Origin of the sequence: Clostridium sp. FP2 (assembly GCF_011065955.2) — a bacterium.
Taxonomy (GTDB): domain Bacteria; phylum Bacillota; class Clostridia; order Clostridiales; family Clostridiaceae; genus Clostridium_AD; species Clostridium_AD tagluense.
Map to the genome: position 1 here is coordinate 4,928,232 of NZ_JAAMNI020000001.1, position 16,407 is coordinate 4,944,638.

The 16,407-nt window shown below is 31.7% G+C and carries 14 protein-coding genes and 13 tRNA genes; all 27 read right to left on the minus strand.

The genetic code is table 11. From position 1 onward, the window contains the following. Window positions 1-178 precede the first annotated feature (178 nt). The gene (ftsH, locus tag G9F71_RS23270; RefSeq protein WP_164949460.1) at window positions 179-2,014 is read right to left on the minus strand and encodes an ATP-dependent zinc metalloprotease FtsH; all 1,836 of its coding nucleotides are present in this window, start codon (window positions 2,012-2,014) and stop codon (window positions 179-181) included. A gap of 111 nt (window positions 2,015-2,125) precedes the next feature. Next, window positions 2,126-2,662: a hypoxanthine phosphoribosyltransferase gene (gene hpt / locus G9F71_RS23275; protein WP_164949459.1), complete on the minus strand. Its 537-nt coding sequence runs from the start codon at window positions 2,660-2,662 to the stop codon at window positions 2,126-2,128. 2 nt (window positions 2,663-2,664) lie between these two features. Further along, window positions 2,665-4,035, minus strand: a complete 1,371-nt coding sequence (tilS, locus tag G9F71_RS23280; RefSeq protein ID WP_224626568.1) for a tRNA lysidine(34) synthetase TilS — start codon at window positions 4,033-4,035, stop codon at window positions 2,665-2,667. Between the two features lie 250 nt (window positions 4,036-4,285). Beyond that, on the minus strand, window positions 4,286-6,676 hold the full coding sequence (spoIIE, locus tag G9F71_RS23285; protein ID WP_164949457.1) for a stage II sporulation protein E: 2,391 nt from the start codon (window positions 6,674-6,676) through the stop codon (window positions 4,286-4,288). A gap of 329 nt (window positions 6,677-7,005) precedes the next feature. After that, window positions 7,006-7,082: transfer RNA gene (locus G9F71_RS23290), tRNA-Met, on the minus strand. Window positions 7,083-7,086: 4 nt separating this feature from the next. Beyond that, window positions 7,087-7,162: transfer RNA gene (locus tag G9F71_RS23295), tRNA-Met, on the minus strand. A 5-nt stretch (window positions 7,163-7,167) separates the two neighbouring features. Then, window positions 7,168-7,256 (minus strand) — tRNA-Leu (locus G9F71_RS23300). An 85-nt stretch (window positions 7,257-7,341) separates the two neighbouring features. Then, window positions 7,342-7,417 (minus strand) — tRNA-Met (locus tag G9F71_RS23305). A 126-nt stretch (window positions 7,418-7,543) separates the two neighbouring features. Beyond that, window positions 7,544-7,619: transfer RNA gene (locus G9F71_RS23310), tRNA-Met, on the minus strand. 188 nt (window positions 7,620-7,807) lie between these two features. Next, window positions 7,808-7,884 (minus strand) — tRNA-Met (locus tag G9F71_RS23315). Between the two features lie 5 nt (window positions 7,885-7,889). Continuing rightward, a tRNA-Met gene (locus tag G9F71_RS23320) sits at window positions 7,890-7,965 on the minus strand. Window positions 7,966-7,970: 5 nt separating this feature from the next. Then, window positions 7,971-8,059, minus strand: a tRNA-Leu gene (locus G9F71_RS23325). A gap of 85 nt (window positions 8,060-8,144) precedes the next feature. After that, window positions 8,145-8,220, minus strand: a tRNA-Met gene (locus G9F71_RS23330). Between the two features lie 126 nt (window positions 8,221-8,346). Continuing rightward, a tRNA-Met gene (locus tag G9F71_RS23335) sits at window positions 8,347-8,422 on the minus strand. 188 nt (window positions 8,423-8,610) lie between these two features. Continuing rightward, window positions 8,611-8,687, minus strand: a tRNA-Met gene (locus G9F71_RS23340). Window positions 8,688-8,692: 5 nt separating this feature from the next. After that, window positions 8,693-8,768 (minus strand) — tRNA-Met (locus tag G9F71_RS23345). A gap of 5 nt (window positions 8,769-8,773) precedes the next feature. After that, a tRNA-Leu gene (locus tag G9F71_RS23350) sits at window positions 8,774-8,862 on the minus strand. Between the two features lie 127 nt (window positions 8,863-8,989). Then, entirely contained in the window at window positions 8,990-9,403 is a 414-nt protein-coding gene (locus G9F71_RS23355) for a S1 domain-containing RNA-binding protein (protein ID WP_164945020.1), read from the minus strand. A 79-nt stretch (window positions 9,404-9,482) separates the two neighbouring features. Further along, entirely contained in the window at window positions 9,483-9,755 is a 273-nt protein-coding gene (locus G9F71_RS23360; RefSeq protein ID WP_164949456.1) for an FtsB family cell division protein, read from the minus strand. 93 nt (window positions 9,756-9,848) lie between these two features. Then, window positions 9,849-10,253, minus strand: coding sequence for a spore cortex biosynthesis protein YabQ (gene yabQ, locus G9F71_RS23365; protein ID WP_124998395.1), 405 nt, complete (start codon window positions 10,251-10,253; stop codon window positions 9,849-9,851). Between the two features lie 6 nt (window positions 10,254-10,259). Further along, entirely contained in the window at window positions 10,260-10,553 is a 294-nt protein-coding gene (yabP, locus tag G9F71_RS23370) for a sporulation protein YabP (RefSeq protein WP_164949455.1), read from the minus strand. A gap of 133 nt (window positions 10,554-10,686) precedes the next feature. Next, the gene (locus G9F71_RS23375) at window positions 10,687-10,947 is read right to left on the minus strand and encodes an RNA-binding S4 domain-containing protein (protein WP_124998399.1); all 261 of its coding nucleotides are present in this window, start codon (window positions 10,945-10,947) and stop codon (window positions 10,687-10,689) included. Window positions 10,948-11,056: 109 nt separating this feature from the next. Further along, window positions 11,057-11,332, minus strand: a complete 276-nt coding sequence (locus tag G9F71_RS23380) for an HU family DNA-binding protein (protein ID WP_124998401.1) — start codon at window positions 11,330-11,332, stop codon at window positions 11,057-11,059. Between the two features lie 144 nt (window positions 11,333-11,476). Beyond that, the gene (gene mazG, locus G9F71_RS23385) at window positions 11,477-12,919 is read right to left on the minus strand and encodes a nucleoside triphosphate pyrophosphohydrolase (protein ID WP_164949454.1); all 1,443 of its coding nucleotides are present in this window, start codon (window positions 12,917-12,919) and stop codon (window positions 11,477-11,479) included. 14 nt (window positions 12,920-12,933) lie between these two features. Continuing rightward, window positions 12,934-14,469, minus strand: a complete 1,536-nt coding sequence (locus tag G9F71_RS23390; RefSeq protein ID WP_164949453.1) for a polysaccharide biosynthesis protein — start codon at window positions 14,467-14,469, stop codon at window positions 12,934-12,936. A 168-nt stretch (window positions 14,470-14,637) separates the two neighbouring features. Then, window positions 14,638-15,189: a stage V sporulation protein T gene (spoVT, locus tag G9F71_RS23395; protein ID WP_164949452.1), complete on the minus strand. Its 552-nt coding sequence runs from the start codon at window positions 15,187-15,189 to the stop codon at window positions 14,638-14,640. A gap of 179 nt (window positions 15,190-15,368) precedes the next feature. Next, window positions 15,369-16,367, minus strand: a complete 999-nt coding sequence (locus G9F71_RS23400) for a peptidylprolyl isomerase (RefSeq protein WP_164949451.1) — start codon at window positions 16,365-16,367, stop codon at window positions 15,369-15,371. Window positions 16,368-16,407 lie beyond the last annotated feature (40 nt).

Sequence of the window (16,407 nt, forward strand, 5' to 3'; positions counted from 1 at the left end):
CTTCACCCCTTATATATAAATTAAATCATCCCTTCATAGGAATTATTTTGTCTTAGTTTTTTGTGTTTTCTTTACATTATATCAGATGTTGAAGTGAAAATGCAGTAAAGATTTCAGAAAATTTCAGCAAATGCTAAAAAAGACATACAGTAAATTTACTGTATGTCTTTTAATCTAGCTAAATCTTTGATAAATCAATGCTATCTGTATCTGGTCTAGCAATTATTTCCTCAAATTCTGCCCCTTCGAGTTTTTCTTTTACAAGAAGTTCTTGAGCTACTGCATGAAGTTTATTTATATTTTCAGTAAGTATTGTCGAAGCCTTTGCATATGCTTCATCAATAAGAGCCTTAACTTCTGAATCTATTTTGTTAGCTATCTCTTCGCTAAAGTTTCTGCTTTTGCCTAAATCTCTTCCAAGGAATACTTCATTATGATCATTACCAAATGATATTGGTCCAAGAACATCGCTCATACCATATTCCATAACCATTTTCCTTGCAATAGCTGATGCTCTATCAATATCATTCTTAGCACCTGTGCTAATATCTTCAAGTATTAATTTTTCTGCAACTCTACCACCTAGAAGTCCAACCATTTCATCTTTAAGTTTTAATTTTGAAGTATAAGCAGTATCTTCTTCTGGTAAATGCATTGTATATCCGCCTGCCATACCTCTTGGTATAATACTTATTTGATGAATCGGATCTGAAAGTGGAGAATATTTCATTACCACAGCATGCCCTGCTTCATGATAAGCAGTTAATTTTCTATCTTTTTCGCTTATAACCTTACTTTTCTTTTCAGGTCCTGCAATAACCCTAGTTACAGCTTCATCTAATTCTTTCATCTCTATAACTGTTTTTTTATTTCTTACTGTAAGCAGTGCAGCTTCGTTCATTAAATTCTCTAGGTCTGCGCCAGTGAAGCCTGGTGTTCTTTTTGCTAACACTTGAAGACTTACTTCTTCTGCTAAATGTTTACCTTTAGAATGTACCCTAAGGATTTCTTCTCTTCCCTTAACATCAGGTGCACCCACTAATATATGTCTATCAAATCTACCTGGTCTTAAAAGAGCAGGATCCAATATGTCTGGTCTATTAGTAGCTGCTATCATGATTATACCCTCATTTACACCAAACCCATCCATTTCAACTAATAGTTGATTTAGAGTTTGTTCTCTTTCATCATGACCACCACCAAGGCCCGCTCCTCTTTGTCTACCTACTGCATCAATTTCATCAATAAATATTATACAAGGAGCGCTTTTTTTCGCTTGTTCAAATAAATCTCTTACTCTTGAAGCTCCAACACCTACGAACATCTCTACAAATTCAGAACCTGATATACTATAAAAAGGCACTCCTGCTTCTCCTGATACAGCTCTAGCGAGTAACGTCTTACCTGTACCTGGTGGTCCTACAAGAAGAATACCTTTAGGAATCCTTGCTCCTGCTTCTAGATATCTTTTAGGTTGTTTTAAGAAATCCACAACTTCTGCCAGTTCTTCCTTTTCCTCATCTTCTCCTGCTACATCATCAAATGTAACTTTCTTCTTATCCGGTGTGGCTATTTTGGCTCTACTTTTCCCAAAATTCATTACGCCTCTATTACCACCGCCGCCGCCACCTTGTGATTGCTGCATATACATAAACCAAAATGCTACTAACATTAAAATTATAAGTAATGTCGGTACTATTTGTAACCACATTGGCATTGTTGCTGGCTTTATGTACATTTCTTTGACATCTTTATTTGGATTTTTATCCATAACTTGCATTAATCTCTGTAATGGAACTATGGTTTCGTATTTTGTTCCGTCTTTTAATTCTCCCACCACAGTTTTATCTTCTCTTACTTGAACATTTTTAATTTCTTTTTTATCCCAATGTTGTTGAAATTCATCAACACTAAGTGATGTAACACTTTTACCGTTTTCATTTAAAGCTAATGCTGCAAAAATTACAAGTACAAGTACCACGAGCCAAATTGATGCACTCGAAATTTTTTTCATTAAAAACCCCCCTCTCTATTTAGCTACTTTAAAATTTTATCACATTAAAAATCCCTTGACAATAAAATATATATTAATTATTAATTAATAAAAAATATATTTTGTACACATCTACTTATAAATTTCCTCTTTAAGTATTCCTATGTATGGTAAATTTCTATACTTCTCTGCAAAGTCTAATCCGTATCCTACAAGAAAATAATCTGGCACATCATAGCCTAAATATTTAACATCAATATCTACCGCTCTTCTATCTGGTTTATTAAGTAAACATATAATCTCTAAACTACTTGGTTTTCTTGCAGATAGTAACTTCATTAGGTATTTAAGTGTAACTCCAGAATCTATAATATCTTCTACTATTAAAATATCCTTTCCCTCAATTTCAAAGTCTAGATCTTTTAAGATCTTTACAACACCTGAAGTTTTACTGGAGTTACCATAACTTGAAACCGCCATAAAATCCATTTTACATGGAATTGTAATTTGTTTTACTAAATCTGACATAAATATAACGGATCCCTTTAAAATACCAATAAGTATAAGATCTCTTCCAGAATAATCTTTACTTATCTTTGCACCCATTTGTCTGACTTTATCTCTTAATTGATCCTCATTGTACAATACCTCTTTAATATCATTGTTCATTATTATTCCTCGCTTCCAATTCTAATCTGCAATATATTTTTAGTATTTTTTGATACCTTGAATTTTTCACTAATTCTATATCCAACTACCCAAGCTATGTCTGGTCCAAAACATATTAAAGGAATCTCATTTCTCTTATCTTTGTGGATCTTTAAATCCATAAATAAATCCTTTAATTTCTTATTACCCTTCATACCAAGTGGTACAAATTTATCCCCCTGTTTCCTATATCTTAATGTTATTGGCTCCACAATCTTATCATAGTCGAAATACACAATATAATCATTCTCTTTACCCTCTATAAATTGTAATTTAGATATAACATCAATTTCTATTACCCTATTTAAAGATTGAATGAAATTTTTCTCATTAACCTTTAGACAATACTCTTTATTATTAACTTCAGTAACTTTTTTATGTATATGTATATGTACATCCCCATAACAGTTTTCAACTATTATATCCTGAGGTAGCATTATGCTTTTACCTGTGTCATGCTTTTGAAGTTCTATTATGTTCCATATATGGATTTTCTCGAAGTTATATAAATTATGATTCACAGCGAGAAGCGATTGTCTTATAATCCTACTTAAAATTGCTTCATGCTTTAGAAAAGCATTCTTATTTATTATAACCATTTGGTCACCTATCACACAATGTTTTTTATATTCTTTTTCAGAAATATTTTCTAAATAATCATTATCCTTTTTAAGGATATCAGATAATCGATTTATTGTATTAATTATATCCTTATTAAAATTTTCTTCAATATAAGGAATTAAATCTAGCCTAACTTTATTTCTAGCATAAATTTTTTCGGAATTTGATTTATCTATCCTTGGTTGGATATTATTATCATCACAATATTTCTCTATCTCACTTCTGCTAAGATGAAGTATAGGCCGCACATATATTTTGTCGCGAACAGGCTTGATACCCACCATACCTTCAATACCGGTTCCCCGCATTATCCTCATTAAGATAGTTTCAGCTTGATCATTAGCATTGTGTGCTAGTGCAATTTTGCTTGCAGTTAATTTAATCATAAGTTCACTAAAAAATTCATATCTTACTTCTCTTCCTGCCATTTCACAAGATATACTTTTTTCTTCCGATATTCTATGTACATCCACCTTTTTGCTATAAAAATCTATATTCAAACTTTCACAAGTTTTTTTTGCATATTCCTCATCCCTGTCAGCTTCAAGGCCTCTAAGGCAATGATTTATATGCGCACCAAAAAGTTTAATCCCCAGTTCTTCCTTAAGTTCATTTAAAATATAGAGCAAACATGTGGAGTCAGGACCCCCAGAAACTGCCACTATAACCTTATCGCCCTTATCAAACATAGAATTTTCTTTTATAAAATTCATAACCTTATGCCACAAAACTTTCACTTCCCAAATTTAATTTTTTAAAAATTTTTATTAATTTACTATGTTTATGCGTCTTTAGTCTCATATTACTATATCATATTACTATATAATATAATAATATATATTTTTCGTTTTTTTAAACATTTTTATGAAAATTAAAAAATGAAGAATATAAAAGAGCACATTCTTCATTTCTTTACTTTTTCACATATTACCTTAAATTATATAAAATTTGAATTTTTCTTCGTTAATACAAACTATATATCTTTGAAACAAGCACTGTCATATCATCTTTTACTCTATTGCCACTTAATTTTTTTGCTTCACTTAACAACCCATCTGCTAATTCCTTTGGATTGTTGCAATTATTTTTCCCCAAATAATCAACTATCCAATCCACTCTGCCTACATTTTCATCATTATAATCTAATACCCCATCACTAAGCATAACTATAATGTCTCCATTTTTTAATCTCATTTGTTGTATGTCTATATCCGCCTTGTCTAAAACACCAATGGGAAGAGATTTTGATTTTATAATTTCTAACCTATCACCAGATTTTAGAAAAGTTGCAACAGCTCCCACTTTCATGAAATCAATTTCTCCAGTATATAAGTCTATACTACTTAGATCTATAGTGGAGAATTTTTCTTCTTGCGAGAATCTCAATGTCATTATTGAATTTACTGTATTAATAGCTGTAATTTTGCTAAAACCTGCAGATGTAAATTTTTCTATTAATTCAACAGCAGCTTCACTCTCTCTCCCTGCCTCAGGACCAGATCCCATACCATCACTAATAATTGACATATAACTCCCATCCATTAGCTTCCCAAAGCTGTAGCTATCTCCATTAAACTTTTCACCATCTTTACACTGCCTAGCCACATTAGTTACAACATGAAACTTAGGTGTTTCTTCCATAGTTACCTTACACATATTAGTCTTTGGATTTATACTGCAGCCCTCATCACTAACGCACATACACTTGCCAGTGACACCATTTACAATAGGCAATAATTCCTTAACACACATTTGTCTTCCACTACAAGCCTCAAGTGAAAATTTAATGCTCATCCTACCCGTCTTGTCATTTAAACACATAAGCTCATTGTACTTAATACTATTTTTATCTAATGCTCTACAAATAAGCTTTTCCATAGCAGTATCTATTTGAATCTCAGAATTAAAATCTTCAACTATTTCTGAAACAGAATCCGCCATATTACTAATCTGATTTGCTAAAAGCTCTCTACCTTCGCTAAGTCTTGTTCTCCACATTTCATTTATAATATGCTTATTAACAATATCCTCTGTATTTTTAAGTAGAGCAGTTCTCTTTATACATTTTCTTTCAATTTCGTCTGGTACACTGTCGCTTTTTCTTTCAAAATTTTGGATTAATTCTTCAAATGCTGCGTATGTATAATGCAACTCTCTTTTCCAACACATAGACTTCATATTACAATCACTACATACCCTATCTGCAAGATTTTCAACTAAGGCACTACTTTTGCCCTTCATTGCCAATCTTTCATTATCCACTAAATTATTTAATATATCAGACATATTAGAAAGCACATCAGAAAAATTATTTAACCTTCCTACAAATGTATCTTTAATTTTATTTATATATCCTTGCTCAATATATTCCCTCTTTTTATCTGCGTTAAACTCTGTAGATAATTCCGCATATACTTTTAATGGTATAAGCAAAAACATCACCGCTGCAAGCATTGCCTCGAATATTATAAACTCAGATCCTGTAATACAATATATTTTTATTATTGAAAAAGCTACTAGATAAGCCGCTGCGCTTAGCCACTTTCCAGTTTCTTTAAACACACCTGTTATTAATCCACAAATACCATACATTCCTATAAATATAATCATATTTTTAGAAGACATTCCTACAATAATACCCATAGCAACTCCAGATGCTGCACCAGCTCCACTTCCGTTTATATAAGCTATTATTATAACAAAAGCCAAGCCTAAAATATTTGTAATTGATATATTAAAAACACTGAGCCCCCAAGTTCCTGCTATAATTAGTGAACTTATAATTGACATACTTATTATTTCTTCGTTTGAAAATATATGCTTTGTTTTAATTTCCTTAAAGCATAAAAGACTGTAATCTAGAATAAAATATAAAGGAAAGATACATAAGCCTAGAAACATTGCATTTAAGAAAGCCATTAATCCACTTACCCTAATGATAAAAAAATTATAAATAAACATTTCAAATATAATAATGGCAAACATGCTAGCTAAAGCTCTAGTTTTCACTCTCATCTTATTAAAAATATTACTTAAAACAGCAATGGTAACTATTAATACTAAATATAATGGTAAATTTACTATGCTCTTGTATAAAGTGATATATCCTAAAAATGTACCACTGGCTGTAATTATTGAAATTTTTTTATTATTAATAAATATTGTAGCTATCAAAAAAGCTATACCAAATGGTGCCGTATTATTAATAAGTAGCACCCTGCTTATTAATAAACTTACTGTAAAATAAACAACTGCTCTAATAATTAAATTAATATTTAATTCATTTTTCTTTTGTACTTCCTCTTTTATCTTTTTAAGTCTTTGGTATGGAAATATATCAATACCGTATTGCATTTTACAAATCACCCACCTTTGTTAATTAGAACTTCATTATAACAAAGGCTTTTGGAAATAATTGTCATAAGATGAGATGCTTATACACTTTTCATGAGACATTAATTTGTATATTTTTTACAATTGAATTTTACAATCTCCTATAATATAAAAAAACCTACCATATTTATATAGCAGGTTTTAAAATATTAAATGAAGCTTGTCACTTCATGCCATTATTTATTTGAAGAAATTATATTTAAATGTTTTTACTTGCTTATATATTAAAATTTAGCTTTATGGTTTTTTAATGAAATAAAAAAATAACTCAAAAGTCTCCTTATGAGTTATGGTAGCGGAAATAGGACTTGAACCTACGACCCTTCGGGTATGAACCGAATGCTCTAGCCAGCTGAGCTATTCCGCCATGTTGGTTGCGGGAGCAGGACTTGAACCTGCGACCTTCGGGTTATGAGCCCGACGAGCTACCAACTGCTCCATCCCGCGATATTTGGTGCTGAAGACCGGAATCGAACCGGTACGGTGTTTAACCACCGCAGGATTTTAAGTCCTGTGCGTCTGCCAGTTCCGCCACTCCAGCTTATTTGATTTTAGCATACTTATTATGCTCGCATAGTTATTATGAAATTTTATTTAACTGATATATTCAGTAATTCAAAATTCATTGGTTGCGGGGACAGGACTTGAACCTGTGACCTTCGGGTTATGAGCCCGACGAGCTACCAACTGCTCCACCCCGCGATATTAATGTTTAAGTATCAAAAGGAACTAATATGGTGTTTAGACATTTGAAATCTTTTATATCTCCAATTGACAACTTAATATGAATTTTTATTTAACTGACCTATTCAGTAGTTTAAAATTTATTGGTTGCGGGGACAGGACTTGAACCTGTGACCTTCGGGTTATGAGCCCGACGAGCTACCAACTGCTCCACCCCGCGATATTAGTATTAAAATTCTAAACCAAATCAATATTACATTTAACTCCTGCAGGATAATAAGTCCTGTATTTTGTTAGTTTTAATTTCTTGTGTTAATATAAGTTGTTGTAAGACAATTGTAACTATACACTTATTTACTTAACATGTCAACTGTTTTTCATAAATCAAATTTAGATTTATAATGGTAATGGTAGCGGAAATAGGACTTGAACCTACGACCCTTCGGGTATGAACCGAATGCTCTAGCCAGCTGAGCTATTCCGCCATGTTTGGTTGCGGGAGCAGGACTTGAACCTGCGACCTTCGGGTTATGAGCCCGACGAGCTACCAACTGCTCCATCCCGCGATATTTGGTGCTGAAGACCGGAATCGAACCGGTACGGTGTTTAACCACCGCAGGATTTTAAGTCCTGTGCGTCTGCCAGTTCCGCCACTCCAGCTTATTTGATTTTAGCATACTTATTATGCTCGCATAGTTATTATGAAATTTTATTTAACTGATATATTCAGTAATTCAAAATTCATTGGTTGCGGGGACAGGACTTGAACCTGTGACCTTCGGGTTATGAGCCCGACGAGCTACCAACTGCTCCACCCCGCGATATTAATGTTTAAGTATCAAAAGGAACTAATATGGTGTTTAGACATTTGAAATCTTTTATATCTCCAATTGACAACTTAATATGAATTTTTATTTAACTGACCTATTCAGTAGTTTAAAATTTATTGGTTGCGGGGACAGGACTTGAACCTGTGACCTTCGGGTTATGAGCCCGACGAGCTACCAACTGCTCCACCCCGCGATATTAGTATTAAAATTCTAAACCAAATCAATATTACATTTAACTCCTGCAGGATAATAAGTCCTGTATTTTGTTAGTTTTAATTTCTTGTGTTAATATAAGTTGTTGTAAGACAATTGTAACTATACACTTATTTACTTAACATGTCAACTGTTTTTCATAAATCAAATTTAGATTTATAATGGTAATGGTAGCGGAAATAGGACTTGAACCTACGACCCTTCGGGTATGAACCGAATGCTCTAGCCAGCTGAGCTATTCCGCCATGTTTGGTTGCGGGAGCAGGACTTGAACCTGCGACCTTCGGGTTATGAGCCCGACGAGCTACCAACTGCTCCATCCCGCGATATTTGGTGCTGAAGACCGGAATCGAACCGGTACGGTGTTTAACCACCGCAGGATTTTAAGTCCTGTGCGTCTGCCAGTTCCGCCACTCCAGCTAACTTACTAACATACAAAGTGTTGCCTTGTAGCAACATTTTATATTATATATGATGTACAGACTATTGTCAACAACTTTTTGTTTTTTTTAAAATAGGAACTAAAAACTTAGTTCCTAAAATTTTATTAATAACTTGAAGTTTTTTTACTATAACCTCTGCCTTTACCCTCTTGGTGCTTTTTAACGTCTTGAAATCTTTCTTCACTGTCTTTTAAAAATTTAGTCATTATATCTTCAAACCCACTTGCATTTGCTTTGCTTTTTTCCTTTTCCCAGTCTATCTCCATTGGTTTAATAGATTTTTTAGGTACTCCAGCTTGTTTTATGGATAAACTTATCTTGCCATTATCGTCTACAGAAATTACTTTAACTTTTACTATATCATTTTCTTTAAGATGATCATTAACATTTTTAACGAATGTATCTGAAACCTCAGATATATGCACTAATCCTGTTTTGCCCTCCACTTCTACGAATGCACCAAAATTGGTGATATTTACTACTTTACCTTCTACAATACTTCCAGCCATTAAGGTCATATTAAAAAGTTCCTCCTCAAAATAATGTTTTTTATTTTATATATTAATTTAATAATAAGCATAACAATAATTATAGCATTTAGTTTTTATTATCCATTACAGGAGTTTCACCTTCTTTAACAAGACCTAAAATTTCTCTTGCCAATTTCTCTATATATTTGTCAGTTTTAGATAACTTTATTTCATCCTGCAAGGTTTCTTTTTCATCTTTTTTCTTTTGTAATTCAACATTGTACTTTTCCAGTTCTTTCTTTTGTCTTGCCATTGTCGCCTGTTGGCTAATTATAACATAACATACATATACCACAACAAAAACTAATACGACACTCTTAATACTAAATTTTTTTTTCATATCCCATACCCTTTTCCTTTCAATGGAATGAGTATTTTTTAAGTTTCATAAATCTATTTTAATTTGTATTTCACATTTCTTCAAGCTATTTCTTTATAATTTATTGTTTTTTTTTATTCTAAGCTTATAAAACAATAAATCTACCGGGTATAAAATCACATTCCATACAACTCTAACTGCTTTCCCATTGAATTTTAACAATTTATATTGTAGCTTTATAAAAACACCACTTAAGAGTTTTAAATATAAGTATGCTCCTATTATTAAGCAAACATACACATAAAAGTTTATGTAGCCCTCATTAGTATACATCAAAAATATAAAAACCACTATAGAAGTTAATGTCCAAAATAGTAAATCTTGTATTACTGTCAGAACCTTGTTAGGTTTTTCAAATCCTCTTATTAATCTATATATATCAAAAAGTACTCCAGTTACTATTCCAGACAGTAAACCGAAAATTATAAGTTTAATTTGAGTTATCATAGAAATTATCATAACTCTTTACCTAAACAATCTTGATATTATGCTATCTTTTTTAACTTTGCTAATGCCACTAGTATATATAAACGCATCCACTTTACCAGATATTACTACATCTCCATTTTGAACATCCAACTTATTCATTTTTAATTGTTGTCCTTTGACTATCATTGTTCCAACATCTGTATTTAGTAATATTTGATTCTCATTAAAATTAATAACCTCAATAACTCCGTTAATAGTTAGTTTTTTTCTGCTTTCAAGCAATAAATTGCTTCGCTTATCTTCTATTTTTACTTCTTTCTTTACTTCCATAATATCCTCCTTATTAATTTTAATAATAAAAATTGAGAATTGGTACTTTCAATCCACAATTAGCACATACCTTTATATTCCTATAAAATATATATGCTTATTAAGCTTAATTAAGAATTATATTTAGCAACATTTATTCTTTGTCTTCTGTTCCTGAAACTATTTCATACATTTCTTTTGCAGTGTCTTTTGTTACATGTTCTGCAATATTTATAATTTTAGCTTTCAAAATTTGATTTGCAAATTTAATCTCTATAGTGTCGCCTTCCGCTACCACAGTACCTGCTTTTGCAACTTTATTATTTATAGATACTCTGCCGCTTTCGCAAGCTTCTTTTGCTATAGTCCTTCTCTTTATAATTCTAGAAACTTTTAAATATTTATCGAGTCTCATATGTCCTTCTCCTTTTCTAATATTATTTAATATTATGAACATTTGTAAAAGAAAATCATTAAAATAAAAAACCCAGATATACATCCAGGTTTTTTACATCATAGTAAAATTATTTATTTACTATATCTTTAAATTCTTTACCAGCTTTAAATACTGGAACTGTTGATGCTGAAATTTGGATTTCTTCTTTTGTTCTTGGGTTTCTACCCATTCTAGCCGCTCTTGCGCGTGTTTCGAAAGTTCCGAATCCAACCAATTGAACTTTTTCACCTTTTTCTAATGTTTCTTCAATACTTTCTATAATTCCTTTTAACGCTGCTTCTGCATCTTTTTTTGTTAGCTTAGACTTTTCTGCAATACTTGTTATTAATTCTGATTTATTCACTTTTGTTACCTCCTTATTATTGAGTACACTATCTAGTAGTGAGTACACTATTAAATAGAGTATTCTTCACCATTAAATAGCATATTCTTCACCAATTTAGAAATTCCTTCTTTTTGTGCTAGATTTTATTTTTAAATAAATTTATTAGCTTTTAGATTCATTCCATAAAACATCCATTTCCGCAAGTGACATATTCTTTAAATCTAAATTTCTATGACTTGCATTTTCTTCTATGTACTCAAAGCGATTAATAAATTTATCTATAGTATAATTTACTGCAAATTCAGGGTCTATGTCAAGTAATCTCGCAACATTCACAGTCGTAAATACCAAATCTCCCACTTCTTCTAGTATTTTTGCCCTATTTTTGCCTTTATATACATCTTTTACTTCCTGTAATTCTTCTAGTACTTTTTCCATGGCAGGTTCAACCGAGTCAAAATCAAACCCTATTTTCGATGCTTTTTCTTGAACCTTACATGCTCTCATTAAACCTGGTAAATTTTTCGGAACATGCTTTAGTGTATCCGTATAATTATTAAAGCCTTTTTCTTCAATTTTAATATTTTCCCAAGTTTCTAAAACTTGCTGAGAATTTTTATTTTCTATATTTTTAAAAATATGAGGATGCCTATTTATCATTTTACTGGTAACACCTTTAATAATATCATTTATGTTAAAATACCCCTGCTCTTTTCCGATTTGAGCATGGAAAACTACCTGCAATAGTACATCTCCTAGTTCCTCAATAATTTTTTCCTCATCCTTCTCATCGATGGCTTCCAAAACTTCATAACATTCTTCAATAAGAAATTTTTTCATAGATTCATGGGTTTGCTCTTTATCCCATGCACATCCATTTTCACCCCTTAATGTGTTCATAACATCGATTAGATCTTGGAAATCCAATGTAGCTTCTAGTTCTTTTGGGATATATATAGATGTTAAGTAGTCAATGTCTTCTTGCCTATCTAGTTCATATAATTTAATTTTCCTAGTACATTCTAGCCCCTTTATCCCTGCAGCCCTAACAAAATAGATTTCCATATCATCTTTATAATACTCGAGTAAGGCAAGTTTAACCTCAGACGCTATAAACTTATTGTAAACTTGTGTTACTAAAAGTCCTACTCTTTTATCTAAAACTTGATTTTTTATATCAAAGGCATCTATAATTTTTAGTCCCTCGATAGGATCTAATTTTAAACTTTGAATAACTGCATCTATAAAACTAACTGCAGCAAGAATTTCTATATCTATTTTGTTTTTTTCGCAAAGCTGTATTAAAAGTTTAACAGAAGTTTCTGCCACTAGAGGATGACCTGGAACCCCATAAATAATGTCTCCATACATTTCATGTTTTTGGATAAGATCCTCTGCAATATCCCTATATACCTCATCAAAATTATTATGTTCTTCGTATCTATCATCATAGGTCTCAAATTGAATTGATAGGGATTTTAAATAATCTACGGTAGGATGTTTTTCTGTCCTTAAATAAATTTTTTTACCATTTTTAAGAATCTCCAATGTTTCTATAGTTAGTGATCCTATAGCACCGGGTCCGAGTCCCACTACTTTAATCATTAGCTTTCACTCCTTTAATTTCTTTTTAATTTATTTTTAATTTCCTCATATTCAAAAATTCTAAGGATAAAAATGAATAACGAATAAACAATAATGCCTATTAATATGGATATTACGCAAGATAATTCTTTACTCATTGTATAATTATAGACACTAGCGTTACTAAATACAACTGCAATTATCATTATACAAGAAGCAATAGCTGGTTTTATAAAAGCATCCACCCAGTTGATTTTTATATTTAAAGTACTCTTTAAATCCTTCATATTTAGTAAGCAGCTTGCACCATACCCTAAAATAGTTCCTATAACTGCACCATAGATATTTACAAATGAAAATGAAACTAATATATAGGTTATAATAACTTTTACAATGCACCCTAATGCTAAATTGTATACAGGCTTCATATAATTGCCTATACCTTGTAGTATTGCTGTACTGGTTTGAGTTAAGATTAAAAAAGGTATGGATATTGATATATATTGCAAAATTTCATATCCTGCTGCATCTTTCATAAAAATTAAATGCATTATAGGATAAGCCATAAAAAACATCCCCAGTGAAGATGGTAATGAAATAACATTAGACAATTTCACAGCCATATCTACCCTTTTTACCAGTTCTCCCCTTCTGCCTAAATAAAAGGCTTCGGCTATTATAGGCATCAGAGACGCGCATAGTGCCATAGAAAGAGCTAAAGGTACATTCATCAAGGTAAACACCTTCCCAGCCAATTGACCATACATCACAGCTGATTGCAACTGCGAGAATCCAGCTTTTAGAAGCTGCTGTGGCACTAAAACAGAATCTATTAATGACATAATAGTCCCTACTGCAGCACCTAATGATATGGGAAGTGCGGCCTTTGCTAAATCCGCTAAAATATGCTTATGCTTTGATACTTTTCTTACTGGCAGCTCCTTTTTAACCTTAAAATAAGTTAAAATTAAATATATACTTCCCATAATAGCACCAACTAAGGTCCCAATAGCCGCTCCTCCAGCGGCATATTCAATGCCCCTTGGAAACAATAAATACGCAAATAAAACTCCAGCAACAACTCTTCCAACTTGTTCTACTATTTGGGAAATGGCAGTGGGTTTAACATTCTGCAGGCCTTGGAAAAAGCCCCTGAAGGTACACATAATAGAAACAAAAATTGGTGCTATGGCAATTACCGAAAAAGAGTAATATGATTTAGGATCCCATTTTAATATAGATATAATAGGCCTTGCAAAGGTTAACATTAGCATACTAACTACTAACCCTACTGTAATCATAAAGAAAAGTGTTTGTCTTAATACCTGCCCTACCCCTTCCCTATCATTTTTAGCATTCATCTCTGCAATAAGTTTAGACATAGCTAGTGGTACTCCTGAAGCTAATGCTACAAAAGTCATGTAAAGGGGATAGGACATCTGGTAGTATCCCATGCCCTCATCTTTTATTAGTGCCTGTATTGGAATTCTAAAAAATAAACCTAAAAATCTAGCAAATATTCCTGCCAGTCCAAGTATAATAGTCCCTTTTATCAATGAATGTTTCTTCATAATATCCTCCTTGTATTCCTGTGGTATATCAAACAATTACATTCTATGATTATAATTATTTAATTTAAGGGCTTATTATTACTTATATTTCAAAAAAAAATAAAAGTATATATTACTGCAAATATGTTTCACTTTGCTGAGTAATATATACTTTTTAATCTTTTCTTTTTATTGTTCCATTTGTTTTCCTAGAAAAGATGCTGCTGTTTCGGCTAGTTTTAACTCTAAATCCCCGAATTTAATTCCTTGCTCTGTAGAAATTATGAGCACTGCTCCAATTGCATCACCTTCTGTTATTATAGGAGCAATTACTTGGGCACTATATTTGTTTTCCATTTCATCATCATACAATGCAATAACTTTTTCCGAGCCTTCCCCAAGCACTATAGCTTTTCTATCCTCCATTGCTTTTTCTAATTCATTACTGACTTTTTTATCAACATACTCTTTTTTAGGTACACCGCTTACAGATATTATGTTATCTTTATCGCAAATAATTATTATATTACCTATAGTTTGTTGTAATGATTCAGCATATTCTCTAGAAAATTCACTTAATTCACCTATAGGTGAGTATTTCTTTAAAATAACTCCCCCTTCTCTATCAGTAAATATTTCTAGCGGATCTCCTTCTCGTATTCTCAGAGTTCTTCTTATTTCTTTTGGAATAACAACTCTTCCCAAATCATCTATACGCCTTACTATTCCCGTTGCTTTCATTTAAATAATTCCCTCCTCATATAAAATCTCATATAATATACTTGCACTATTATTATCTTTCTAAACTTGAAATTTTATGCACATTTGTATATGTTTAATTTTAATATAAGAAATAAAAATATAAAAATAAAGAATACCCCTATTAGAGGTATCCTTCATAATATTATAAATATAAAATCCTAAAGATTTTTTTCATATTTAGTTATTTTAGCTTCTTCAGTCCATTTTTTCATAGCCGCAGTCCATGCTGCTTCTTTTTCCTTTGCTATAAGAGTTTTTTCTACTTCTGCCTTAACAGCTTCAAATTTCTTTACAGGAAACTCTTCTTTTGCAATAGTTTTTATTACGTGCCATCCATATTGAGTGTTAACAGGTGCTGAAATCTTACCTACTCCTAGCGCTGATGCTGCTGCCATAAAAGTTTTATCCATTTGAGGATCATTATATGCTACAAATCCTAAATCTCCACCATTTTGCTTAGCACTTTGGTCTGTACTTTTTTCTTTTGCTACCTTTGCAAAATCTTCGCCAGCATCTAAACGTTTCTTAACAGCTAATGCTTCTGCTTCTGTTTTAAGTAAAACATGAGCTGCATGAACTCTGTTTGGCTTTTCTGTATATGAGGTTAAATTGCTATTGTAGTATGCTTTTTCTTTTGCTTCGTCAGTTTTAACGCCTTTTGTAACTTCAGCAGTTAATGCATCTTGAATAATACTTGGCTTTATCCTCGCCTTTAATTGTTCTTCTGTAATATTAGCTTGTTTTAACGCTTCTTTATATTTAGCATCTGTTTCTAAACTTTTCTTGATTTCTGTTAATTGCTTAGTAATTTCTTCATTTAATTTAGCTTCCGTAGGCATTACCTTTAGCTCTTCGGCTTTATAAATTACTATTTTTTCATTAATTAGACCTTCTAACACCTGTTGTTTTTGTTCTGTTAATTTAGTCATTGCCTCAGCATTGTCTTTATAATTTGCTCCGTACTGCGTTTCAAATTGTTTAATAACTGCGGCTACTTGTTCATCCACCTGGCCTCTAGTTATTTTAACATTATAAACCTTTGCTACTGTACTTTTAGCAATACCTGCTGGTGTTTTTTCAATCATATTACAACCAACTAATGATGTAGCAAGTATAGTTATCAAAGCTGCACTAATTAACTTTTTTACGTTTTTCATTTTATTACCCCCACTTTTGTATGTAATATTTCCATTTAAT

Coding starts and splice junctions, on each gene's coding strand:
- hpt (WP_164949459.1), bottom strand. CDS start 2,662: ATGAACAATGATATTAAAGAGGTATTGTACAATGAGGATCAATTAAGA.
- tilS (WP_224626568.1), bottom strand. CDS start 4,035: ATGAATTTTATAAAAGAAAATTCTATGTTTGATAAGGGCGATAAGGTT.
- ftsH (WP_164949460.1), bottom strand. CDS start 2,014: ATGAAAAAAATTTCGAGTGCATCAATTTGGCTCGTGGTACTTGTACTT.
- G9F71_RS23355 (WP_164945020.1), bottom strand. CDS start 9,403: ATGACCTTAATGGCTGGAAGTATTGTAGAAGGTAAAGTAGTAAATATC.
- spoVT (WP_164949452.1), bottom strand. CDS start 15,189: ATGAAAGCAACGGGAATAGTAAGGCGTATAGATGATTTGGGAAGAGTT.
- mazG (WP_164949454.1), bottom strand. CDS start 12,919: ATGATTAAAGTAGTGGGACTCGGACCCGGTGCTATAGGATCACTAACT.
- G9F71_RS23400 (WP_164949451.1), bottom strand. CDS start 16,367: ATGAAAAACGTAAAAAAGTTAATTAGTGCAGCTTTGATAACTATACTT.
- G9F71_RS23360 (WP_164949456.1), bottom strand. CDS start 9,755: ATGAAAAAAAAATTTAGTATTAAGAGTGTCGTATTAGTTTTTGTTGTG.
- G9F71_RS23390 (WP_164949453.1), bottom strand. CDS start 14,469: ATGAAGAAACATTCATTGATAAAAGGGACTATTATACTTGGACTGGCA.
- G9F71_RS23375 (WP_124998399.1), bottom strand. CDS start 10,947: ATGAGACTCGATAAATATTTAAAAGTTTCTAGAATTATAAAGAGAAGG.
- yabQ (WP_124998395.1), bottom strand. CDS start 10,253: ATGATAATTTCTATGATAACTCAAATTAAACTTATAATTTTCGGTTTA.
- spoIIE (WP_164949457.1), bottom strand. CDS start 6,676: ATGCAATACGGTATTGATATATTTCCATACCAAAGACTTAAAAAGATA.
- yabP (WP_164949455.1), bottom strand. CDS start 10,553: ATGGAAGTAAAGAAAGAAGTAAAAATAGAAGATAAGCGAAGCAATTTA.